15 protein-coding genes and 1 pseudogene are annotated in these 22,310 nt (G+C 57.2%); 7 read left to right on the top strand and 9 right to left on the bottom strand.

What is annotated here, in order from left to right:
• Nucleotides 1-124 precede the first annotated feature (124 nt).
• Complete coding sequence (locus JYB85_RS03010) at nt 125-583, bottom strand: YhcH/YjgK/YiaL family protein (RefSeq protein WP_207325419.1); 459 nt, start codon at nt 581-583, stop codon at nt 125-127.
• Between the two features lie 175 nt (nt 584-758).
• Between JYB85_RS03010 and JYB85_RS03015 the strand changes: the two genes are divergently transcribed.
• The 3 genes from JYB85_RS03015 (at nt 759) to JYB85_RS03025 (ending at nt 3,599) form a co-directional block, all read left to right on the top strand.
• Entirely contained in the window at nt 759-1,814 is a 1,056-nt protein-coding gene (locus JYB85_RS03015; RefSeq protein ID WP_207381000.1) for an alpha/beta hydrolase, read from the top strand.
• A gap of 152 nt (nt 1,815-1,966) precedes the next feature.
• On the top strand, nt 1,967-2,542 hold the full coding sequence (locus tag JYB85_RS03020; protein WP_207321945.1) for an LON peptidase substrate-binding domain-containing protein: 576 nt from the start codon (nt 1,967-1,969) through the stop codon (nt 2,540-2,542).
• 97 nt (nt 2,543-2,639) lie between these two features.
• Nucleotides 2,640-3,599, top strand: coding sequence for a pseudouridine synthase (locus JYB85_RS03025; RefSeq protein ID WP_207381001.1), 960 nt, complete (start codon nt 2,640-2,642; stop codon nt 3,597-3,599).
• Nucleotides 3,600-3,664: 65 nt separating this feature from the next.
• Here JYB85_RS03025 and JYB85_RS03030 read toward each other — a convergent pair whose 3' ends face one another.
• Nucleotides 3,665-5,548, bottom strand: a complete 1,884-nt coding sequence (locus JYB85_RS03030) for an alkaline phosphatase D family protein (RefSeq protein ID WP_207381002.1) — start codon at nt 5,546-5,548, stop codon at nt 3,665-3,667.
• Nucleotides 5,549-5,707: 159 nt separating this feature from the next.
• Here JYB85_RS03030 and JYB85_RS03035 point away from each other — a divergent pair, with 159 nt between their 5' ends.
• Nucleotides 5,708-6,619 carry a dTDP-4-dehydrorhamnose reductase family protein gene (locus JYB85_RS03035; RefSeq protein WP_207381003.1) on the top strand — a complete coding sequence of 304 codons (912 nt, stop codon included), beginning with the start codon at nt 5,708-5,710 and terminating at the stop codon, nt 6,617-6,619.
• A 66-nt stretch (nt 6,620-6,685) separates the two neighbouring features.
• Here the strand turns inward: JYB85_RS03035 and JYB85_RS03040 are convergent, their stop codons facing one another.
• Nucleotides 6,686-9,835, bottom strand: a complete 3,150-nt coding sequence (locus JYB85_RS03040; RefSeq protein ID WP_207381004.1) for a PKD domain-containing protein — start codon at nt 9,833-9,835, stop codon at nt 6,686-6,688.
• A gap of 540 nt (nt 9,836-10,375) precedes the next feature.
• Here JYB85_RS03040 and tnpA point away from each other — a divergent pair.
• Nucleotides 10,376-10,821: pseudogene (gene tnpA / locus JYB85_RS03045) on the top strand (IS200/IS605 family transposase).
• Nucleotides 10,822-10,898: 77 nt separating this feature from the next.
• Here tnpA and JYB85_RS03050 read toward each other — a convergent pair.
• The 3 genes from JYB85_RS03050 to uvrA form a co-directional block, all read right to left on the bottom strand.
• Nucleotides 10,899-12,794, bottom strand: coding sequence for a DEAD/DEAH box helicase (locus JYB85_RS03050; protein ID WP_207381005.1), 1,896 nt, complete (start codon nt 12,792-12,794; stop codon nt 10,899-10,901).
• A gap of 190 nt (nt 12,795-12,984) precedes the next feature.
• The gene (locus tag JYB85_RS03055) at nt 12,985-13,959 is read right to left on the bottom strand and encodes a M28 family peptidase (RefSeq protein WP_228730176.1); all 975 of its coding nucleotides are present in this window, start codon (nt 13,957-13,959) and stop codon (nt 12,985-12,987) included.
• Nucleotides 13,960-14,003: 44 nt separating this feature from the next.
• Nucleotides 14,004-16,832 (bottom strand): excinuclease ABC subunit UvrA, encoded by a 2,829-nt coding sequence (gene uvrA / locus JYB85_RS03060; RefSeq protein ID WP_207381007.1) that lies wholly within the window; start codon nt 16,830-16,832, stop codon nt 14,004-14,006.
• A gap of 242 nt (nt 16,833-17,074) precedes the next feature.
• On the opposite strand from uvrA, the gene JYB85_RS03065 reads away from it, so the two are divergent.
• A complete protein-coding gene (locus tag JYB85_RS03065) occupies nt 17,075-18,442 on the top strand; it encodes an MFS transporter (protein ID WP_207381008.1) in 1,368 nt (455 codons plus the stop codon).
• 34 nt (nt 18,443-18,476) lie between these two features.
• Nucleotides 18,477-19,208 (top strand): single-stranded DNA-binding protein, encoded by a 732-nt coding sequence (gene ssb / locus JYB85_RS03070; RefSeq protein WP_207381009.1) that lies wholly within the window; start codon nt 18,477-18,479, stop codon nt 19,206-19,208.
• Nucleotides 19,209-19,330: 122 nt separating this feature from the next.
• On the opposite strand, the gene JYB85_RS03075 is transcribed toward ssb, so the two are convergent.
• The 3 genes from JYB85_RS03075 to JYB85_RS03085 form a co-directional block, all read right to left on the bottom strand.
• Nucleotides 19,331-20,107 (bottom strand): hypothetical protein, encoded by a 777-nt coding sequence (locus tag JYB85_RS03075; protein ID WP_207381010.1) that lies wholly within the window; start codon nt 20,105-20,107, stop codon nt 19,331-19,333.
• Between the two features lie 237 nt (nt 20,108-20,344).
• Nucleotides 20,345-20,755 (bottom strand): hypothetical protein, encoded by a 411-nt coding sequence (locus tag JYB85_RS03080; protein ID WP_207381011.1) that lies wholly within the window; start codon nt 20,753-20,755, stop codon nt 20,345-20,347.
• Between the two features lie 470 nt (nt 20,756-21,225).
• Nucleotides 21,226-22,149 (bottom strand): GGDEF domain-containing protein, encoded by a 924-nt coding sequence (locus tag JYB85_RS03085; protein ID WP_207381012.1) that lies wholly within the window; start codon nt 22,147-22,149, stop codon nt 21,226-21,228.
• Nucleotides 22,150-22,310: the final 161 nt, after the last annotated feature.

The raw sequence follows: 22,310 nt of genomic DNA on the forward strand, positions 1-22,310 counted from the left end.
CGGGGGAAGGCCAGGGCATGACACCCTGGCCGGGAATAACTTGTGCTTTCGGCTCTGGTCCAATTACCAGGGCCTTCGTTACCAAAGTGCCTGATTACCAAAGTCCTCGTTACCAAAGCCTTCGTTACCAAAGCACCTTGATAACCACCTTGCGCACCTGCGTGCCATTGCCCGTGCCCGGCATGTGCATATCGCCGGGGAAGAAGAGGGCGAACATGCCGGCCTTGAGGGTGACGAAACTGGCGTCGCCCCGGTTGGCTTCGAAGGCGTATTCGGTATAGTCGTGCTTCTCGTGGTAGGGGGCCAGGGGCGCCTGCTGTGCCAGCGGCAGATAGCCGAAGGACTCCTCGCCGCTGACCACAAACTGCACGTCCACGTAACGCTTGTGGGTTTCAAAGGGCTCGGTGCCCGGCGCCTTGGTCTGGTAGTCATTGACTATGACAAACAGGTTCTTGCCGTCGAGTTCATAATTGCCCGGTTGCAGCAGGCTGAAGTCTGTGGTGGCCAGGTGTTCCAGGGCCTGGTGCAGCCTGGGATGCAGCCCCTGGTACAGGGCGCGGTTGCTGAGGGTATCAACTATCATGGGGATTCCGATGCTGGGGGAAAGCCTGGATTATAGCGGCTCCCGGGTACCTTGGGCAGTGGTCTTGCAGGCCCTGATTCAGGCCCTGATTCAGCGTGTGATTCAAGGGGCGTTTTGGCAGTGGGCTCCTGCCTTGTTATAGTGGGCCGGATATCGACCGAACCGGAGTAATAGATTGAAAGCACTGAGATTGCTGGCGGGCCCCGTGGCCATGGACGCCCTGAAGCGCGATGGCCTGCATCAGGGCATGTTTTCCCGCCTGCTGGCGGCCTCGGGCGGTCCAAAGTGGCTGGGGATCGCCGGGCTTGATCGCTTTCTGTTCGGTGAGTTTTTTCGCGGCCGGGAGACGCCGCTCTATACCCTGGGGGCCTCCTCGGGGGCATGGCGCCTGGCCTGTTTGGGTCAGCAAAATCCTCTGCAGGCCTATGAGCGACTGGAAGCCCTGTACATAGGTCAGCGCTACGAAGGCAAACCGACCCGGGAGCAGATCTCAGTCCAGGTGGCCCAGGTGGTGGCCGGTATTTTGGGCGAGTCGGGTGCAAGCGAACTGGTGGACAATCCGATATTTCGCAGCCACTTTCTGGTGTGCCGCGGCCGTCACCTGAATCGCCTATCCTCCAAGAGTCTGTTGGCTTTGGGATTATCGCTGACCGCCGGCACCAATTTGCTGAGCCGCCGCACCCTGGGCTGGCATTTCGAGCGCTGCGTCTTTGGCCCCGAGGGACCGGACTCGCCGTTTCGGGATCTTAAGGATCTGCCTACCCGTGATTATTCACTGACCCGGGATAATGCCGCCGAGGTATTGCTGGCAACGGGCTCCATCCCTCTGGTGCTGTCACCGGTGGAGAAGATAACCGGCCTGCCGCAGGGGCACTACTATGATGGCGGCATTACCGACTATCACTTCGACCTGCCGCTCACGGCCAAACCCGGTCTGACCCTGTACCCGCATTTTTACCCCTTCGCCAGTCCGGGCTGGTTCGATAAATCGCTGCGCTGGCGCCGGGCCAAAGGCAACTACGCCAATGCGCTGATGTTGGCGCCAAGTGCCGAATTTATTGCGTCCTTGCCCAATGGCAAGCTGCCGGATAGGGATGACTTCAAACTGCTGGATACCGCCAGTCGCCAGCAGGCCTGGCGCAAAGCGGCGGATATGAGCCTGAAATTGGCCGATGAACTGAACCAGCTTATCCACAACGGGCTCTGGCAGGAGCGGCTGGAACCCCTGTAAATTCGGGCCTGGCAGCCCTTTCCTGTGCAACAAATCCTTGCTGGCAAAGGTCTAATTCGTGAGGCTGATAAATTTTGGCCTGTGTGTAGACTTTTTACACAGCTGCTAAACTTTAAAATGCGACACGGTTTTGCTCCTGAGTGGAGGTTACCATGCAAACACAGGAAATGGCGTTATTGACCCATGATGCCTTGTTGTTGCCAGATGGACGGCTGGAGTTGAGGATCATTGAGCCGCGCTATCTGCGTATGGTAGCCGATGTGTTCAAGGGGCGTTATCCCCTCGCTTTTGGCATGCTCAAGCCCAATGGTCATCCCCCCTGCTATCCCGAAGCCACACAATGCAAGATTATCGATTTTAACCAGCTGGAAGACGACTCCCTCAGCATAGTGCTGGAAGGCGAACAGCGGGTACGTATCATCTCGGCCGCCCAGGAAAGGGACGGGCTGTGGAAGGTGCGGGCCGTGCCTTGCCAGAACTGGGCCCACGAGCCCATTTTGGGGGAATTCACCATCATCAGCGCGGCACTGGAGCAGTTTTATCAGGTCAATCCCGATCTGCTGCACCTGTACCATGACATGCATCTGGAAGATGCGGCTTGGGTCAGCCAGCGCTGGTTGGAAGTGCTGCCCATGTACAACCAGGACAAGTTCAAACTGGTCAGCCAGCCCGATTGCCACAAGACCATGGATTTTGTGTTGCGACTGATCAAGTCCCACGCCGGATAGCGGGACGGGTTAGCCTGTTCACATACATGCGTCCCTTTGCGGGCGGCAGTGTTTGGCATTACACTGACGCCCCGCTTTTTTGCTTTGGATTTGGCCCTTGACCTCATCGACCTCCGCCCGTGCGGCCCAGCCATCCTTCGTGGTCCTGCCGCGGGACTTATCCCCGAGTTTGACGGTATTTGCCTTTCTCGCCGAGCACTTTGCCCGCATCGGCAGCGAGGTGTGGCGTGCCCGTATTCAAAGTGGCAAGGTGCACTGGCAGGATGGCAGCCCCATAGACCTCGACACCCTCTGCCGGCCCACGGCCCGGGTCTATTATTACCGCGAGGTGGAGGCCGAAACCCAGATCCCCTTCAGGGAAAAAATCCTCTATCGGGACGAGCAGATCATGCTGGTGCACAAACCGCATTTTCTGCCGGTGACGCCGAGCGGCAACTATGTCAACGAATGCCTGGTGCACAGGTTAAGGATTGCCACCGGCATCAGCACAATAGCGCCGGCACACAGGCTCGATAGGGAAACCGCCGGGGTCATGCTGCTGAGCCTCAACCCGGAGACCCGCCACAAATACCATGAGCTGTTTCTCAGCGGCACCATCCGCAAGGACTATCAGGCGGTGGCGGCGCTAACCCCTGAGCTGGCGGCCGCCCATGGTGAAGCCTCCAACAGTGAGGTTCGGGACTTGCCGCGGCACTGGACGGTGAAAAATCGCCTGCACGCCGCCGAGCCATCCTTTCTGATGCAGGTGATTCCGGGGGAGGCCAACAGCCACTCGGAAATCAGCCTGATTGCCGTCAAGGACGGCCTGGGGCTGTTTGAACTCAGCCCCATCACAGGTAAAACCCATCAGCTGCGGGTGCACATGCAATCCTTGGGGATGCCGCTGTTGAACGACCGCTTCTATCCCACTCTTAAACCCAAGGGCCCGGATGACTTTGACAAACCGCTCAAGCTGGTGGCCAAGCGCCTGAGGTTTCGCGATCCCATCAGCGGCCGCGATCACGATGTCAGCTGCGAGGGCTTTGACGCCCAGTTCCTTGAAACAGAAAGTCTCTGACACAGAGGCCGTTGACGCAGGGAGCCGCTCCTGTGCCTGGCTGAAACACAGGCTGATACAAGGGATCAGGCATTGCGTGGCGGCAGAAATTCGGTTTCTGTCATGTCCGCGTGCAGCACCGCGATGCGCTGTGGCGCGCCATCCTCCGCCAGCGTCAACAGGCCAATGCCGCTTTGATTCACCAGGCGCTGACTGCGGTGGCCATTGGGTCTTCGGCCGCGGATCAACATGCGCTTGCGCTTGGTAAACCAGTTCAGCGGCGAGAAGTGGCCATAAAGCCAACCGTTGAGACGGTCAAACCAGGGCAGCAGCTTTTCCGGGAACTGGTTCTTGAGGCCGCTGGCGGTGATCTGAAAGATATTGGGGCTGGCGTGACGGAAGCGGATGCTGATGTCGTAGGCGAAGGAGTAATGCACGTCGCCGGAGAGGATCACAAATTGCTGCGGTGTGCGCCTGTGCATAAAGATCGACAGCAGGGTGTTGGCCGAGCCCGGGTGGGCCATCCAGTTCTCCGCATCCACCAGCAGCGAACCGCCCAGCAGGGTGGCAGTGCGCTGCACCGCCTCGATCAGCTTGACCCCGAATATCGGCGCCGCCGAGACTATCACCACCTTCTCCTGTCCCAGCAGCTCCTGCTGCAGATCCATCAGCCCCTCCCAGTCCAGCAGCCCCGAGGGTTTGGTGGGATGGGACTCGCTGCGCCAGCGGCGGGTGCGGGTGTCGAGCACCACCAGTCTGGGCTCAGTATCCAGGCTGTAATGCCAGCGCTCGAAGCTGAGCAGCTCATTTATCACTTCATCCTGTAAGCCCGCATCCAGGCGGCCCTGGCCCGGCGTCAGCAATTTTTGCATTGCGGGCATGAGATCCCTGAAGGCCCCTGGCCCATTGCCAAGGCCCTGACACAGGGTATAGGCCATCAGGGCGTTGCCTATGATGCGGCGGGAGAAGGCATGACCATAGGCGGCCCGCTCCCAGTTGGCGGTCAGGTTCCAATCGTCGGTGATGTCGTGATCGTCGAAAATCATGTAGCTCGGAACGTTGGCCAGCAGGCGTCGCACCTGGCCAAGGCCAGCCTTGAATTGCAACAGCCGCTCCCACTGGGTTTGCCACTGGGCCAGGCGGGCCCCCTTGAGTCCCTCCGGTGAGTGTGGGATATCCAGCAAATGCCACAGCTCCGGCGACCAGACCAAGAGGTACTGGGCCAGCATTTCACTCAGGCTCACCAGATGGTTTTCGGCGATAGAGGAGGTAAATATGGGATGGTTGATGTACCAGTGCCACAGGGCGCTGGAGGCCGGGTAATTGGTACGCGGCAGCAGTGTCGCCGGTCTTTGGTACATGGCGGCCGGGCTGTAATCCAGGGACTCGCTGTTTGCCAGCGGCGCCCCCTGAAAGTCTTCCTGCCACAGTCCCAGCAAGCGGATCACCTGGGATATGGCATGCAGCATGGGGCCGGCCACATCGTCCATGTAGACCTGATCGCCGCTCAGCATCAGCAGCGCCGGACGCGCATCCGGATTGGCGGCAAGCCGGGCGTCGGCCGCCACCAGGGCATCACCACTGTGATGATGTGGATTGCGGCAGCTGCCATGCATCAGGGATTTTATGTTGCGCTGGTAGACCACATTTGGCAAAGGCTGTCCGGGATAACTAATACCGTCCAGTTTTTCAAGCAGGCTCTTGTTGTCTTCGGTGAGATCGTAGGAGACAAGCTCTCCCTCTGGCAGCAACCCTTCACCTGTCACTTTCAGCAGATACAGCCAGGCTGCATCCCCTAAGGGAAGTTCATCAATATCCGGGCTGTGTGCGATGCCATTTAACATGACCATGGGCGCACCAAGGGGGCGCGAGCTGACCAGCCACAGCGTCATTGTGCTCTGATCGCAATGGCGAAGGATAGGGCCGGCAATCAGGGTGGGCAGTATGTCAGGCGCTTGGCTGCTTTTCATGGGCTAAAGGTAAATTGAATGTGCACCAAGGGTAAAAAATGCCACCCGAGACGACAAGTACGTTCGGATAATTAATAGTAACCTGATGTAAAGCCTCGTCTTGCCGTGCTAGCCTTTGACCATTCTTTGCCGGGGTTAACGAGATTAAGGGTGTGGTTTATGGCAAATATCATGGTAACGGGGGCAACCGGACTTTTGGGCCGCGCCCTGATGAAGGCTTTGTCTGCCAGCCACCCCGTGACAGGTACCGGCTTCAACCGCGCCGTCGATGGCATTATTCGCCTGGATTTGACCGATGCCAAAGCGGTTGCCTGTGCAGTGGCCGAAATTGCGCCTCAGGTGATAGTGCACTGCGCCGCCGAGCGCAGGCCCGATGTCTCGGCGCAAAACCCGGAGGCGGCCAAGGCTCTTAATCTGTCGGCCACCGAAGCCCTGTGTCAGGCCGCCAAGGCCTGTGGTGCCTGGCTCATTTATATCTCCACCGACTATGTGTTCGAAGGCACCGAGCCGCCCTACAGTGAAGATGCTTCCCCCAATCCGGTGAATTTTTACGGCGAAACCAAACTGATGGGCGAACAGGCGGTTAGGCGCCTGATGCCGGATGCCGCCATACTGAGGTTGCCGATTTTGTACGGTGAAGTAGAGCGCCTCAATGAATCGGCGGTATTGGTGTTGATTGAGCAGCTGTTGGATTATCAAAAACAAGGGGTGGATGACTGGGCCATTCGCAGGCCAACTTCCACAACCGATATTGCCGATGCTATCAATGGCATGATTGCCAAGCATTTTGAGGGTGAGACAATCAGCGGCATTTACCATTTCAGCGCTGCCGAGAACTTTACCAAGCACGGCATGATAGTGGCGTTGGCCCAGATTTTGGGTAAGGACTGCGGCCATTTGATTGCCCAGTCGAATGCTATGGATACCGCCAAGCGGCCAAAGGATTGCACTCTGAGCTGCGAGCGGCTGGAGGCCTTGGGACTCTTGAAGACCCGGCCTTTTAAAGAGGCGGCGGTAGAGTCGCTGAAGGCCTCCTCGGCAGCGCTGGCCAAGGCTGGGCTGTCACTTTGATGGCCTGTTGCTCACTAGTAAAAAGCCCCATGCATGGGGCTTTTTTAATTTAACGACTTAATCCGGTTAATGCCCTGAACCGCTTGTCAGCGGTGGCAGTCCGATAGAGAGTAAGCCATCGCGGCCAACCGGCCCAACCAGAGTGCTGTCTGGTGGATTTGTATCAATGTTGCAATCATCACCGTAGCACGCCAGGTAACAGGTGATTGACCCCGACGATGCTGCTGGATCGTAATGGCGACATAAAGGGTTGTCTTTGCTGCCGCCCACCACAAACAGATTAACGGCTGTGATGGCATCCACACAGTATCGATACTCAGATAGAAAGCGGTTAATTTGGTTGACTTGGTTCATAGCATAGGGTTTATCGTCTGGACAGGCTTTGGTTTGCCCCAAGACCAGCTCCAAATCAGTGCAGGGCTCATTGGTGGCGAGCTTGCCACATAGCAATGCCACTGTGCCTGGCCGATTGGCTTCCATCAGCACGACTTGTACCTCTCCCTTAGTCTCTGCGGTTTGCAGATTGGCATCCGTTACTTTTAAGGTCAGCTTGAGGCGGTAATCAGCCGCATCTCCGCGTCGGGTTCCCAAATTATCTGGTGACAGAGTCGGATTTTGTCCGGTTGCCGTCAGGTCGGGTAAGTTAAATGAGGATCTACCAGCAATCGCCACCACTTCCGGGTGCGCTAACCATTCAAAGGTATAGGGCGGCGTTCCGCCACTGGCATCTGCTTGCAGGGTGATAGGTGCGCCCAAGGCAATGCTTACGGGCACAGACAGATTGGGGACCAAGGGAGGAACGCTAGGCAGGGGAGGTGCCTTGACTATCACTTCTTGGGTTGTTTTAACGGTATTATCGACGCGATCTCGGCTGGTCAGCTCAAATTGCAGCACAGCGTCGGCAGCGCCAGGTGCCAGGGTGGGCGCAATAAAGGTCCAATGGCTTGCCCGCTCATCGGCTTGATCGTCAGTTGGGGTAAGGGTGACTGTCGGGGTTCCTAACACCTGTGCAATGGCATAACGGTAATGATCCCTGGTTGGAAATTGAATGCCCCCCGTGGGTTCGGGTGCACTTATACTCACGGACTGACCGCTGTCGACAGTGATAGGTGCCAGTGCGCCGACAACCAGAGAGGCGGAGACATCGTTTACCTGCACCAACCCATCCCGTTGGATGGTTTGGGCGCCATCGGTGATTTGCACGTTGAATCGCAGCAGGGTTGGCCTGTCGACTCCGGGCGCGGTAAATATCATTCTGGCGGTGTCGGTGTGGTGAAGGGTGATATCCGGGCCGTCATCATCCTTCAGATAAGACCAAAGATAACGATAAGAATCACGACCTTTACCGCCTTGAACCGCAACCGCCAAGCCCCTTGTGGAGCCTTCATTGACTATCACCCCAGTTACACCACCAATGATAATCAAAGGGTCGTCCTGTTTTGGCACCTGTTGTGGCGGTAATACCTGTGGTGGTGCTTCCGGTGCCGGGATCACCGGCAGCGGGCGCATAATGAGTATTGGCACCACATAATGCAAAGGCTGTCCCTTGGGATCTTTACCGCTCACGCTCAGGGTGGCGTGGGCCGAGTTGTCCTTGAGGAGCGGGGCCGTGACGCTTATCTGGGTACCAGTATCACCGCCGTTTGACTGCTGTGATATTTGCAGTTCGGGCCCCGAGGTCTGGGTCACTGTCACATCCGTTAATGGTGTACTCATCACGGGGACTGTTTCGTTCACCACCACCAGACGGGGGTCCAGTGGGGTGATTGGCGTTGGTGTTGCACCACTCGCCGGCCCTGGGGGTAGGGTGGCGTGCACCACGGCTTCAGCGGTACGCTCATTCCCCTCGGCATCAATAAGGCTGGCCTGGAAAGTCAGTGCCTGCGCGGAATCCACACTGGGAAGCTCGACTGTCACCACTTCTTGGGTGCTGTCCAGGAGCGATGCCGCAGGACCTCCGGTCTGAATCCAATCCCACTGATAGGGCTCTTGACCACCACTGGCGGTCATGCCTAATTGAACGCTGGTTCCGCCCGTGGCGGTTACCACGGGTGGTGCCAATAAGACCAAGGCCTGTGGCGGTACTTTGGGGGGCACCAACACCGGACTGGGTGACGGCACCAATTGAAGCGGTTGGGGGACCTGCAAGGGTTGTGCTATTTGCAGTGGCATCAGTAAGGGGGCTGCAATAGGTATCGGCGTGGGCACAGGATCCGGCGTTTGAGACGGTTCCAGTATCGGGGTTAAGGTTGGCACAGCATATTGCACCCGGACCGCTGTACGTGCACTGGCATTTTGCCCGGTCACAGGATCTGTAACAGTGACGTCGAAATGCAATACGCCCCCTTGGGGAATGGAAGGGGCAATAAAACTGGGATTGGCCGTGTTTGCATTAATCAGGGTGACGACCGGTGAGTCGGGGGATATTTGTCGCCATTCATAAGTCAGATTGCTATCACTGCCTCTGGCGTGCAAGAAGACTTCATGTCCTGCCTGGACCAAACGCGATGTTGCCCCGGCTTTGACACTGACGTTATTTGCCGGTACCACTGTGACTGCCACCTTGGAGGGGCGGCCTATACCATTATCGTCCTGGGTTCGCAGTTCGAATGACAGCAGGGTGTTTATCGTGACCGTCGGCGCGGTAAAGGTTAATACCGAAGTGTCGGCGCCTGTCAGCGTGACTTTTGGGCCACTCTCCTGGGTCCAGCTCCATGAAACCGGCCCTACAGCATCGTGGGCAAAGGCATGTAACGTGGTTGTCAGTCCCGAAATCACCTGACGGCCATCATCGCCTATATTGGTGGTCATTTGCGGGATGTCTGCAGGAATGGCTTGAGACGCGGCGATGGATGCTATTACGCTGCCACACACTTGTGCCTCAAGATCAGCGCAGGCGCGCAGGTGATAGACGTAGGCCTGTGGTGCAGTCAGCGGTGGCAGGTCGGTGAAACTGAGTTCAGTGGTGATCGCAATGGGATCGCCGCAATTATCAATCGGTGCCGCGGCAACCAAATCCTGGGTGACGCCATCGGGAACCTCGCAACGGTAAACGGCGTAACTGGTTGCTGTCTCAACACTCGACCAGGTAAGGGGAATACCTTCCTGGGACCCCCGCACAGTATTTAACGTGACAGGTATGGAAAGTGCTGAAACATCAACAGGCGCTTCTTTATGGTGGTGTCTGCCACAGGCCGTCAGTGTAAAGACCAACATCAAACTTAATGTTTTCAAGCGGGTAGATAGATACATCGTCCTTGTTCCCAATTTGAACTAATCGCTGTGAGATTAGTCGATTTTCAATTCATTTTGATTTCACTCAATTTAAACCGGCACGGGTTTCATGTCCATTTATTCAATGTTTTATACGCTAACGTGCTGATTTTATATGCATAGTCGCGTTCCGGTATCGGATATGGGCACAGTTGAATCTTTTCGCTACGCTCCGCAGCAGGAGGCCCCATGTTCGGTAAGCGCTATTTTGCTATTGAGGAAAGTAACGTCTTAATTTTGATAAAGTTGGTCGCGGGGCGGAGACCCTCGGTGATAGTGCTGTTGCAGTAAGAGCTATAAGGGCAGGCAAGATTCATCTCCGCCGTTGCGGCAACAAAAAACCACCCATGGGGTGGTTTTTTTATTGTCACCCTAAAACCACCTCCTATGGAGGTGGTGATCGTTCTGGTGGGGCTTTGCCCGGAGAATGCCCATGCTAAATACTCCCTCGGTTTGTTACCAGCAAATCAAGGAGTAAGTAGCATGAGCAGATATGAATCCGCGTCTCACGTATTCTATCGTTGTCAGTATCACCTCGTTTGGACACCCAAGTACAGGTACAAAATCCTGAAAGGTAATCTCGGCAGAGAGCTTTATCGAAGTATCTATGTTTACTGCAACATGAGAAATGCAGAGTCGTGGAACTAAATGTTCAGGAAGATCATGTCCATCTAGTAGTCAGAACCCCACCCAGTCTAAGCGTGTCGGATTTAATGGGTTTTGTTAAAGGGAGAACCGCGATCAGGATGTTTGCCAAATTTCCTTATTTAAGAAAGCACAAGCTCTGGGGGAATCACTTCTGGCAACGGGGTTATTTTGTGGACTCAGTAGGAGCAAACGAAGACATAATCCGTAGATATGTACGGCACCAGGAAAAGACAGCCAAAGAAGAAGAGAAACGGCAAATAGCGTTAGGGTTGGAAGGTTAGTTTTTAAGCCCCCTTTTAGGGGGCTGTGTCAAAGCCACCTGCTATGCAGGTGGATTTTTACTAAGCCGGGTTAGCTATCAGCCTTCTTTCGAACGGCGTGGTTTGCGATCGGATGGCGCCTTGCGGTCGCTGAACTTTCTTTCACCACGATCCGGGCGTTCGCCGCGGTCAGAACGCTCACCGCGCTCAGCAAAACGCTCGCCCTGGGGCTTGCGCGGACGCTTGGGCACCGGGCCGCCGCGGCTGAAGTCTTCGCCGCCTTCGGCGCCCACTTCGCGGATGTTCAGCGGCTTACCACAGACGCGCACCTTCTTCAGGTGAACCAGTATGTCCTTGGGCATGCCGTCGGGCAGGTCGACCGTGGTTTGCTGATCGTACAGTTGGATCTGGCCAATGTAGCGGCTGTCGATGTTGGCTTCGTTGGCGATGGCGCCGACGATATTGCCCACACCCACACCGTGCTCACGACCCACGTCGATGACGTAGCGGTTCATCTTGATGTCGGGATTGTCCTTCAGTGCCTCGGCGCTGCCCAGGTTGGCGGGCAGGGGGCGCGAGTCACGACGACGTTCGCCACGCTCGAAGCGCTCACCACGCTCGGCACGATCACCGCGGCCGCTGCGCTCATCATGGCTGTCACGCTGACGCTCCTGGATGGCGGGCAGTTGCAGCGGACGTTCCTGTTGTACCAGCTGCAGCAGGGCGGCGGCCAGTACGTCCGTGTCCACTTCCAGCTGTTGGCACAGCTGAGCCACGGCACCCTTCATAAAGTCCAGGTGTTCGTTGGCGATGACTTCACCCACTTGCTCACCCAGACGGGACAGGCGGCGCTCGGCCACTGTCTCGGGGCTTGGGATCTTCATTGGCGAAATACGGCTGTTGGTGGCGCGCTCAATGGTGCGCAGCATGCGCATTTCACGATGGGTCACGAACAGGATTGCCATACCGGTACGACCTGCGCGGCCGGTACGACCGATACGATGCACGTAGGCTTCTGTATCGTAAGGAATATCGTAGTTAACCACGTGACCGATACGCTCAACGTCCAGACCACGGGCGGCCACGTCGGTGGCGATAATGATGTCCAGCTTGCCGGACTTGAGCTGATCCACGGCGCGCTCACGGGCCTGCTGGTTCATGTCACCGTGCAGGGGCGAGGAGGCATAACCACGGGCTTCCAGCTTTTCAGCCAGTTCAACGCAGGAATTACGGGTACGAACGAAGATAATGATACCTTCGGTGTTTTCCACTTCCAGCACCCGAACCAGGGCTTCCAGTTTGTTGTGCTGGGATACCTGCACAAAACGCTGTTCGATGGAGTCCACCGTGGTGTGGCTGGCGGCGATGCTGATATTGACCGGGTTTTGCAGATGCTTGTTGGCCACGCGCTTGATTTGCTCAGGCATGGTGGCGGAGAACAGCGCCAGCTGACGGCTTTCCGGAGTGTGTTCCAGGATCCATTCGATATCGTCGATGAAGCCCATTTTCAGCATTTCATCGGCTTCGTCCAGCACCAGGGCTTTCAGGGTGTCGAGCTTGAGGGTGCCACGACGCATATGGTCCATAACACGGCCCGGAGTACCGACTATCACCTGAGGACCGCGGCGCAGGGCCTGCAGCTGTTGGTGCATGCTTTGGCCGCCGTAGATGGGCAGCACGTGGAAGCCCTTCATGAACTTGGCGTAGCTGGAGAAGGCCTCGGCCACCTGTACCGCCAGTTCGCGGGTCGGTGCCAGCACCAGGATTTGCGGCGCGTTGAGGCCGGCATCTATGTTGGACAGCAGCGGCAGGGCGAAGGCGCCGGTCTTGCCGGTACCCGTCTGGGCCTGGCCGAGTATGTCCTGACCGGCCATCAGGGGCGTGATACTCGCGGCCTGAATTGGGGTAGGGTTCTCGTAGCCGAGTTCGTCGAGGGCGCGCAAAAGCGCCTCGGAAAGGCCGAGTTCGCGGAAGGTTTTTTCACTGAATGACATGGGTTGTAGCCTTTGACGGTGCAGAATGCACCTGTGTTGAGTTTCTATGACAGAAAATCAACCCCGTGTCGATTTCCCGTACCGAAAACGCCAGAGTATAGCAGGGCCGGCGCTGTTTGCCTATGTAAAATGTGTTTTTTTGCCTGATATGGCCTGAAATGGCGGTATACAGCCCAAAAAGGCATGTTAACTAGTTGGTTTTGGGCACCAGGGGCTTGGACAGCAGCGGATAGACAGCCTCCACCACGGCCGCCAGAAAACCATAGTCCAACCGGTCCGGGGTGTCGTCCATGCTGTGGTACTGGGGATGGGGCGGAACCCCGAAATACAGCCAGGGGATGCCTGCCTGATGGAAGGGGTAATGATCCGAAGCCTTGAGCCAGTTGATATTGCCGTTGCCTTCGCGGTCGAGGCGGGAATGACTGAGGCGCACACACAGACCATGGTTCTTCAGCCCAGGCAACAGGGCATCAATGTTGCTGAAGTTGCGCGCCCCTTCAAGGTAAATGGCGTAGGGACGGCCGGGGTGGCCCACCATGTCCAGATTGATGGCGGCTTCCACTTGCAGTCCCTGGGCCTGCAGCCATTGCACCAGAGCCTTGCCGCCGTAGAGGCCCAACTCCTCGGCGTCGGTGGCGGCAAACAGCCAATTGATGTCGGCGGCGCGCTGCGTATCCGTGGCGCCATGGCTCGCCAGCGCCAGCAGCGCGGCCGTGCCCGAGGCATTGTCATCGGCACCTGGGTAATAACGCCTGCCCTGGCCACCCAGGTGATCGTAGTGGCCCAGAATGACCCGCCAGCGCTTGCTGGGCGTGGCGGCGGGCAGGATGCCCACCAGATTGGCGCCATGGCGGTCGGAAAAGCCGTGGCGAAAGTCGAAGGGCTGCAGATAGCCTTGGGTGTTTTTGAGGCCAAGGGCCGCAGCAGGCATAAGCCCCGCTTCTTCAAAGCGGCGCGCCAGCAGTTGCTGGGCCAGGCGGGAGCCCTCGGTGCCGTTCTTGCGCCCGGCAAAGGGCTCGGAGGCCAGTTCGGCCACGTCCTGTCGCAGCTGCGCCATATCGACCCACTGGGGCTTGAGATCCCGCGGGCAATGGCTGGGGCCGGAGGCGCAGCCTGTCAGCATCAGCAGGCCCAGGCTCAGGCCCAGGTTCAGGCTTGAGCGCAAGCCTGAATCCCTCAACCCACTGAAACCCCAGGCCCGGATCTGCATCAGCGCTCCAGCAGTGGCTTGAGGAAGCGCGCCGTGTGGGAGGCGCTGTGTTCGGCCACCTGTTCCGGGGTGCCCGTTACCAGGATAGTGCCGCCGCCTGAGCCACCCTCTGGGCCCAGATCCACAATCCAGTCCGCGGTTTTAATCACGTCCAGGTTGTGCTCAATCACCACTATGGTGTTGCCGTGGGATTTGAGGCGGTGCAACACGTCCAGCAGCAGCTGGATATCGGCAAAGTGCAGACCCGTGGTGGGCTCGTCGAGTATGTACAGGGTCTTGCCCGTGTCGCGCTTTGACAGCTCTTTGGCCAGCTTGACCCTTTGGGCCTCACCGCCGGAGAGAGTGGTGGCGCTCTGGCCGAGACGGATATAGGACAGGCCCACGTCCATCAGGGTTTGCAGTTTACGGGCTATGGCTGGCACGGCATCGAAGAAGTCGCGGGCATCCTCCACCGTCATCTGCAGCACCTCATGGATATTCTTGCCCTTGTATTTGACCTCCAGGGTCTCGCGGTTGTAGCGCTTACCCTTACAAGAGTCGCAGGGCACGTACACGTCCGGCAGGAAGTGCATTTCCACCTTGATCAAACCATCGCCCTGGCAGGCCTCGCAGCGACCGCCCTTGACGTTGAAGGAGAAACGGCCCACCTGATAACCGCGGGAGCGGGCTTCCTGGGTACCGGCGAACAGTTCACGGATCGGGGTGAATATGCCGGTGTAGGTGGCCGGGTTGGAGCGCGGGGTACGGCCGATGGGGCTCTGATCTATGTCCACTACCTTGTCGCAGTGCTCCATGCCCTCGACCTTGTCGTAGGGGGCGGGCTCATCGACCGTGGCGCCGTTGAGTTGCTTGTGGGCGATGCGGAAGAAGGTGTCGTTGATCAGGGTCGACTTGCCGGAACCCGATACCCCGGTGACGCAGGTGAACAGGCCCACGGGTATGGTCAGGTCAACGTTTTTCAGGTTGTTGCCGCGGGCACCATAGAGGGAAATGACCCGCTCGGGATCGAAGGAGGTGCGCTCGCCTGCGACCTGAATTTTACGCACTCCGCTCAGGTACTGGCCCGTGACCGAGTGCTCGCAGTCGGTAATGTCCTTGAGTGTGCCGTCGCAGATGATCTCGCCGCCATGGACCCCGGCGCCGGGGCCTATGTCGATAATGTGGTCCGCCATGCGGATGGCATCTTCGTCGTGCTCCACCACTATCACAGTGTTGCCCAGATCCCGCAGGTGGGTGAGGGTGCTGAGCAGCCGCTCGTTATCCCTCTGGTGCAGGCCGATTGAGGGCTCGTCGAGCACGTACATCACGCCCACCAGGCCTGCGCCAATCTGGCTTGCCAGACGAATACGCTGGGCCTCGCCGCCGGAAAGGGTTTCCGCCGAGCGCGACAGACTGAGGTAGTTTAGGCCCACGTTCACCAGGAAGCCGAGGCGATCGCGCACCTCTTTCAAAATCTTCTCGGCGATCTGTGCCTTTTGGCCGTCGAACTCCAGCGCCATGAAATAGTCCAGGGCCTCGCCTATGGACCAGGTGGTCAGCCTTGGCAGGTTGAGGTCCTTGATAAACACGTTGCGGGCCTCTTCGCGCAGCCTGGAGCCTTCGCAGCTCTTACAGGCCTGGGTGCTGATGAACTTGGCCAGCTCTTCGCGCACCGCGGTGGACTCTGTCTCGCGGTAGCGGCGGTCCATGTTGTTGAGTATGCCCTCGAAGGGGTGCTTGCGGACCACCACATCGCCACGGTCGTTGATGTAGCGGAAGGAGATCTCGTCCTTGCCGGAGCCGAACAGCACAGTCTTTTTCACCTTCTCCGGCAGGGTGCCAAAGGGGGATTCGATATCGAAACCGTAATGGTCCGCCAGTGAGGTCAGCATCTGGAAGTAGTAGAAATTGCGTCTGTCCCAGCCGCGGATGGCGCCGCCCGCCAGGGACAGATCGCCGGAGACTATCACCCGCTCGGGGTCGAAAAATTGCTGTACCCCGAGACCGTCACAGGTCTGGCAGGCGCCGGCGGGGTTGTTGAAGGAGAAGATCCTCGGTTCCAGCTCGGCCATGGAGTAGCCGCAGTGGGGGCAGGCGAAGTTGGCGGAGAAGATCAGCTCCTCGGTCACCCCTTCTTCCATGCTGGCTATGGTGGCTATGCCGCCGGACAGCTCCAGGGCCGTCTCAAAGGATTCCGCCAGGCGCTGCTGTATGTCGTCGCGGACCTTGAAGCGGTCAACCACCACTTCTATGGTGTGTTTGACGTGCAGATCCAGGGTTGGTGGATCCGACAGATCGCACACCTCGCCGTCGATGCGGGCGCGGATATAGCCCTGGGCCGCCAGGCTGTCGAGCAGCTTGACGTGCTCGCCCTTGCGGGCCTTGATAACCGGTGCCAGCAGCATCAGCCGTTCGCCCTCGGGGCGCTCCAGCACCTTGTCCACCATCTGGCTTACGGTCTGGGCCGCCAGCGGCTGGCCATGGGTGGGACAGCGGGGCTCGCCGACCCGGGCAAACAACAGCCTCAGGTAGTCGTAAATCTCGGTGATGGTGCCCACCGTGGAGCGCGGGTTGTGGGAGGTGGACTTCTGCTCGATGGAGATGGCGGGGCTCAGGCCTTCGATATGGTCGACATCGGGCTTTTCCATCAGGCTCAGGAATTGGCGCGCATAGGCCGACAGGGACTCCACGTAGCGCCGCTGCCCCTCGGCATAGAGGGTGTCAAACGCCAGGGACGACTTGCCCGATCCCGACAGGCCGGTGATCACTATCAGCTTGTCCCTGGGGATCGTCAGGTTGATATTTTTGAGATTGTGGGTACGGGCCCCACGGATTTCAATCTTGTCCATCTGCCACATCAAACGCCGAATAAAAAGAGCCCAAGTATCGCATAAAAGCGCTGCGAACCACACTGCCAGTTTGTCCATGGTGCCCGAAGGGAAAATCACGCTTTGCCTCGGGAGCGAATCGACCTTACAATCTGGGCCAGCATTTTATTGGCCCACGGGCCGCCTTTGGGACGCGCAACGACAAGACTCTGGCTGCGCGCCGTTTTTCTTTGATTTTCAAGGCAAGGTTTCAAGGCAAGAGTATGGCAAACACCGGGCTTTCCGCCTCCGAAAAAAGAGTGGCTTTCTCACTGGCCAGTGTATTTGGCCTGCGCATGATGGGCCTGTTTATGATCATGCCCGTGTTCGCGCTTTATGGGCAGCATTTGACGGGTTATTCCCCGCTGTGGGTCGGCATTGCCATAGGTGCTTACGGCCTGACCCAGGCGCTGCTGCAGATCCCCATGGGCATTTTGTCGGACAAATACGGCCGCAAGCCGGTGATCCTGGCGGGCCTGTTGCTGTTTGCCTTCGGCAGTCTGGTGGCCGCCATGGCCGACAGTATTTACGGCGTGGTGCTGGGGCGGGCACTGCAGGGCATGGGCGCCATAGCCGCGGCCGTGCTGGCGCTGGCGGCGGATTTGACCCGTGATGAGCAGCGCACCAAGGTGATGGCCGTTATCGGCATGTGCATAGGTTTCTCCTTCGCTCTGTCGCTGCTGGTGGGGCCCATAGTGGCCCAGCATCTGGGGCTCACTGGTTTGTTTATGCTGACCGCCGGCCTGGCGCTGCTCGGCATGCTGATAGTGCAGCTGCTGGTGCCCAATCCGGTGAGCCATGCTCCCAAGGGCGATACAGTGGCGGCGCCGGCAAAGCTGTGGCGCCTGCTGACCGACCCCCAGTTGTTCCGCCTCGATGCCGGCATCTTTATCCTGCATCTGGTGCTGACCGCGGTGTTTGTGGCCTTGCCACTGGATCTGGTGGACGCAGGCCTGGCCAAGGAAAAGCACTGGATGCTGTATTTCCCAGCCTTCGTTGGCGCCTTCTTCCTCATGGTGCCGCTCATCATCATCGGCGTGAAGCGCAAGAACGCCAAGGGCATGTTCCAGCTGTCTTTGTTGCTGATGCTGGCCTCTCTGGCGGCCATGGCGCTGTTTTCCCACGAGCTGTGGCTGCTGACGGCGGCCGTGGTGTTGTTTTTTACCGGCTTCAATTACCTTGAGGCCTCGCTGCCGAGCCTGATTGCCAAATTCTGCCCCGTGGGTGAGAAGGGCTCGGCCATGGGCGTTTATTCCACCAGCCAGTTCTTAGGCGCCTTCTGCGGCGGTATTCTGGGGGGCAGCGCCTACCAGTTGCTGGGAGCGACCTGGGTGTTTATCGCGGCCATGATACTGATGCTGTTGTGGCTGCTGCTGACCCTGGGGATGCAGAATCCCGTGATGCTCAAGAGCTACACCCTTGAGGCTCAGGTGGAGGGCCGCGAGCAGGCCCGCGAGATGGCCAGCAGGCTGGCGGAATTGGCCGGTGTAGCGGAAGCCATTGTGGTACTTGAAGAAAAAGTTGCCTATCTGAAAGTGGATGAGCATTTCGATTTAAGAGAAGCCAGAGCTGTGTTAGGCTCTGCAGATTAATATGCGTTAACGTGCAAAATTGCAGGAGAGATTGATGGCCAGTCGTGGTGTGAATAAGGTGATTCTGGTAGGCAACCTGGGACAAGATCCCGAAGTTCGCTATATGCCCAATGGCAACGCCGTTGCCAATATCACAGTTGCCACCAGCGAAAGCTGGAAAGACAACCAGGGTCAGCAACAGGAACGCACCGAGTGGCACCGGGTGGTTATGTTCGGCAAGTTGGCCGAAATTGCCGGTGAGTACCTGCGCAAGGGCTCCCAGGTGTACCTGGAAGGCAAGCTGCAGACCCGCAAGTGGAAAGATCAGAGCGGTCAGGACAGGTACACCACTGAAGTGGTTGTAGACCAGAGCGGCAGCATGCAGATGCTCGGTGGTCGTGCCCAGGGTCAAGGACAGGGTGCCCCCATGGGTGGCCAAGCTCAAGCTGGTCAGCAGGGTGGATACAGTGCCCCGGCCCAGAACCAATACGCTGCTGCGCCACAACAGGGCGGTTACAGTGCTCCGGCTCAGGGTGGTTATCAGCAGCCTCAACAGGCTCAGCCACAGGCTGGTTTTGGTCAGGCACCTCAGCAGGGCGCCTATCAGCCCAAGCCACAACAGGCGGCTCCGGCTTATCAGCCACAGCAGGCCCCACAGCAGGCCCCACAGCAGGCCCCACAGCAGGCCCCACAGCAGCGTCCAGCGCCCAAGCCACAGGCACAGCCACAACAGCAGAACTATACCCCGGATCTGGATGATGGCTGGGATGATGATATCCCGTTCTAATCGGCTAATGACTCAAGTGAATGACAAACCCCGCCAATGCGGGGTTTGTTTTTTTGATTCAAAGGAAAAGGCCCGTGCATTCAGCGCGGGCCTTTTTCATTGGGTCATTGTGCAATTCTGCCTCAGTGATCCTCGTGGCCATCTGCCAGGTAGACGTGGTGCAAGGTCAGGGTGCCGTCTTCTTCCGCTTCGGCCCAGATCTCGAAATGCTCATTACCATAGATCCTGTGTCCCAGTCCGAAGGCCTTGGCGTTGCATTTCCTGCCCTTACAAGTGCTGGGGGGCTCGGAGCCTGTGGCATAACTGTTATAACTGTCCACGTGTTGGTAAATATCTGCCAGCATCTGGTAATCGTGGCTATTGGGCCATTGGCTATTGTTGGATTGGCTGTAATCCATACAGGTGCCCTGGCTGCTGCCATCCTCGCTGGTGTGACCCAGGCCGAACACATGGCCCACTTCCTGGCACATCACATGGTTTTTTTCTGCCTGTGAGGCCCAATAGCTGCTGTAGCTATCGTTCATTTTGGCAGTGCCCTTGATGATATGGCCGGAACTGTCGAGATTGATGGAGGCCAATCCCAGCCAGCCGTTGTAGCCGTAGGCGGCATTGCAGACCCGCATATGACCGGTCACCATGGAGCAGCGTTTACGGGTGCGGGAATCATTTTCTGTGGCGACTATGGCCAGATCCAGCGCATTCGATTGGCTCCATTTACTTAAGGTTTCCTGCAGTTCCCAATTCCAGTCGGAGCTGGTGCTGTCTACAACAGGCAAGGTAAAGGAAGAGCTATCTCGAGCCCAATGGTAGTTGCCCCAGCTGTGTGTTGCCGAAGCAGCTCCCGCGAACATAAGACCAGGTATTATCAGGGTTAATGCCAATTTATATTGCTTATTCATGTTTTCTTCCTGCAATTTTTACGGTTAACAGACAGCCATGCTGCCTCCGCCTTTTTCCTTGGCGGTACGTATTGGCTGCAATAGCATGCTTATTAAACATAGCTAATATTCAGCGATTTGCTATGTGGTACAGGAAGGCTCTTTCGGATTGAGCTTGATGGGAGAAGGGGGCTAACGCCAAAGGGTCCCGGGGCAAATCCACCTTTGCCCCAAGATATCTTTCCATGGGGAATCGCTTTAGGTGACCCTGCTGTCTTTCAAGGATCGCAACAGCAACCCCAGGCCGCCAACGGCGAGCACCAGTATGACTATAAGGTCAAAGGCCGTCATGGCGCGCAAGTGGAAATGCACCGAGGATATGACACCAAACACCAGGGCTATCAGAGAGCCTATGCCAAGCAGCCAGCCCAAGGGATTCTTGGCGTTGAAGAAGATGATGCCAATCCCAAACATGAAGGGGATCATTATCATGCCGCCGGTAATGCCGTAATTGCCGCCCCAGGCCGAGATGCCATACAGCCTGGCACCCAGGCCAAAGCTTGAGGTCACACTGATGGCATTGAGCAGCAGATATACACCGCCGCAGAGCATGATAAGGCCGATAAAAAATTGTCCTATGCCACCGGACGTTCCACCCGCTCCATTCATCACTTGCTTCCTTTTAAATATCGGTACAGTCCACAGGTAGCCTGTATCTTACACCAGTTGGCTATTCCTGTAGCAAGTGGTTGATTTAAATGTGTCATGGTAAGCAGGGAGACAAACAGAGACTGAAGGTGGAATAGCGTCAAGCCCGCGACGGCAAGCCAATAAAAAGCCCGCTCATGCATAGGGCGGGCTTTTACTCTGATAACAAAAACAACATCTTGGATTCCAGATTAGGCTGACAATTCACGGCCGCCAACCGTAGCCACTTGCAACTTACAAGTGTAACCGCATGACTGTCTTGCTTGCTGTATCTTGGACGATTCACAATGTCACTGTGCCATACGTCCTCGGGTTTTGCCGGTTACACTTTAAGACTAGAACCACTGTATATTTTGTGCAACTTCCGGATGCAAAAATAGTGCGTCATCCCCCTGTCAGCCAAGAAAACTCTGTGTCCCTGGGAGTAGCGGCTATATGCAAATCCGATTGCGACCTTGTTGTTTGGCCATATACAACAGGCGATCGGCCCGGCCTATGACGTCTTCGAATGAGACATCGCCGGCTGAGAATTGACTCAGGCCTCCGCTGATCCCTCTTTCGGTGCAGGCGTCATTTTGGCTGTTGCGGGAGTGCAGAGGCAGTGAGCCCATGGCCGAGACGATTGCCAGTCGCAGCCGCTGCGCCAGGTGTTCGGCTTGTTCCACCGATGTCTGTGGCATCAAGATCACAAATTCATCGCCACCGTAACGGGCCGAAAAATCCTGCTCTCTGAGGTGTTTGCGACAGCAGTCAGCAATCAGTCGCAGCACTCTGTCACCCATAAGATGGCCACAAGAATCGTTGATTGTTTTCAGGAAATCCAAATCAAACAACAGGACTGCAGTTTGGGTTTGGTAGCGTTGGAAAAGCGAAAACTGGTTGCGCAGCTGCGCCATTAAACTGCGCCTGTTATGTAATCCGGTTAATTCATCAATCTCGCTCTTGTGCCGCAGTTGAGCTTCCAGTTCGTGCCGGGCACTGATATTGCTGGCGACCCACACCACGGCCTCTTCTCCATCAATAGTAAAGTCCAATGCCTGTATGCGTCCTTCAAACCAGATAACGGTATCCGGCCCATCGTTTCCCAGCCCTTTCACATCGGATCCGGCCAAGCCATATTCCACCACCAGCAATTGGCGTGATGCCAGCGCCCGCTCAATCTGCAGCATGAACCAATCGGTCTTTTCCGGGACCAGCACGTCCTCGATTTTTTGGCCGATAAGCATACTGCCGTCGTGATAATAGCGGCTGTCACTGCCACCAAGAATGTCGGCATAGCGACCACTGCGGGTAAGAATAAATACAGGATCCGGCAGTGCCTTGAATATGGCCTGTTGTTGTTCGGTAGAGAACATAGGACTCCTGAGGCATGGGGGAATGATTATTAAGGTATGGCATTCCGATAACTTTGGAAAGCCCTTACATGACAAGCTGTTGGCAAGTTGCAGCCACAGCTGCCGCTTTGGCTGATATGGACTAGACTCTAATTCTTGGCTGCATCGGCAACCAAGCCCTA

Source organism: Shewanella sedimentimangrovi (assembly GCF_017354965.1).
Lineage (GTDB): Bacteria > Pseudomonadota > Gammaproteobacteria > Enterobacterales > Shewanellaceae > Shewanella > Shewanella cyperi.

What these genes read in the sequence shown, in the direction of transcription:
- JYB85_RS03010 (WP_207325419.1), bottom strand. Translation starts at nt 583, where the DNA reads ATGATAGTTGATACCCTCAGCAACCGCGCCCTGTACCAGGGGCTGCAT.
- JYB85_RS03020 (WP_207321945.1), top strand. Translation starts at nt 1,967, where the DNA reads ATGCAAACACAGGAAATGGCGTTATTGACCCATGATGCCTTGTTGTTG.
- JYB85_RS03030 (WP_207381002.1), bottom strand. Translation starts at nt 5,548, where the DNA reads ATGAAAAGCAGCCAAGCGCCTGACATACTGCCCACCCTGATTGCCGGC.
- JYB85_RS03035 (WP_207381003.1), top strand. Translation starts at nt 5,708, where the DNA reads ATGGCAAATATCATGGTAACGGGGGCAACCGGACTTTTGGGCCGCGCC.
- JYB85_RS03040 (WP_207381004.1), bottom strand. Translation starts at nt 9,835, where the DNA reads ATGTTGGTCTTTACACTGACGGCCTGTGGCAGACACCACCATAAAGAA.
- JYB85_RS03050 (WP_207381005.1), bottom strand. Translation starts at nt 12,794, where the DNA reads ATGTCATTCAGTGAAAAAACCTTCCGCGAACTCGGCCTTTCCGAGGCG.
- uvrA (WP_207381007.1), bottom strand. Translation starts at nt 16,832, where the DNA reads ATGGACAAGATTGAAATCCGTGGGGCCCGTACCCACAATCTCAAAAAT.
- JYB85_RS03065 (WP_207381008.1), top strand. Translation starts at nt 17,075, where the DNA reads ATGGCAAACACCGGGCTTTCCGCCTCCGAAAAAAGAGTGGCTTTCTCA.
- ssb (WP_207381009.1), top strand. Translation starts at nt 18,477, where the DNA reads ATGGCCAGTCGTGGTGTGAATAAGGTGATTCTGGTAGGCAACCTGGGA.
- JYB85_RS03075 (WP_207381010.1), bottom strand. Translation starts at nt 20,107, where the DNA reads ATGAATAAGCAATATAAATTGGCATTAACCCTGATAATACCTGGTCTT.
- JYB85_RS03080 (WP_207381011.1), bottom strand. Translation starts at nt 20,755, where the DNA reads ATGAATGGAGCGGGTGGAACGTCCGGTGGCATAGGACAATTTTTTATC.
- JYB85_RS03085 (WP_207381012.1), bottom strand. Translation starts at nt 22,149, where the DNA reads ATGTTCTCTACCGAACAACAACAGGCCATATTCAAGGCACTGCCGGAT.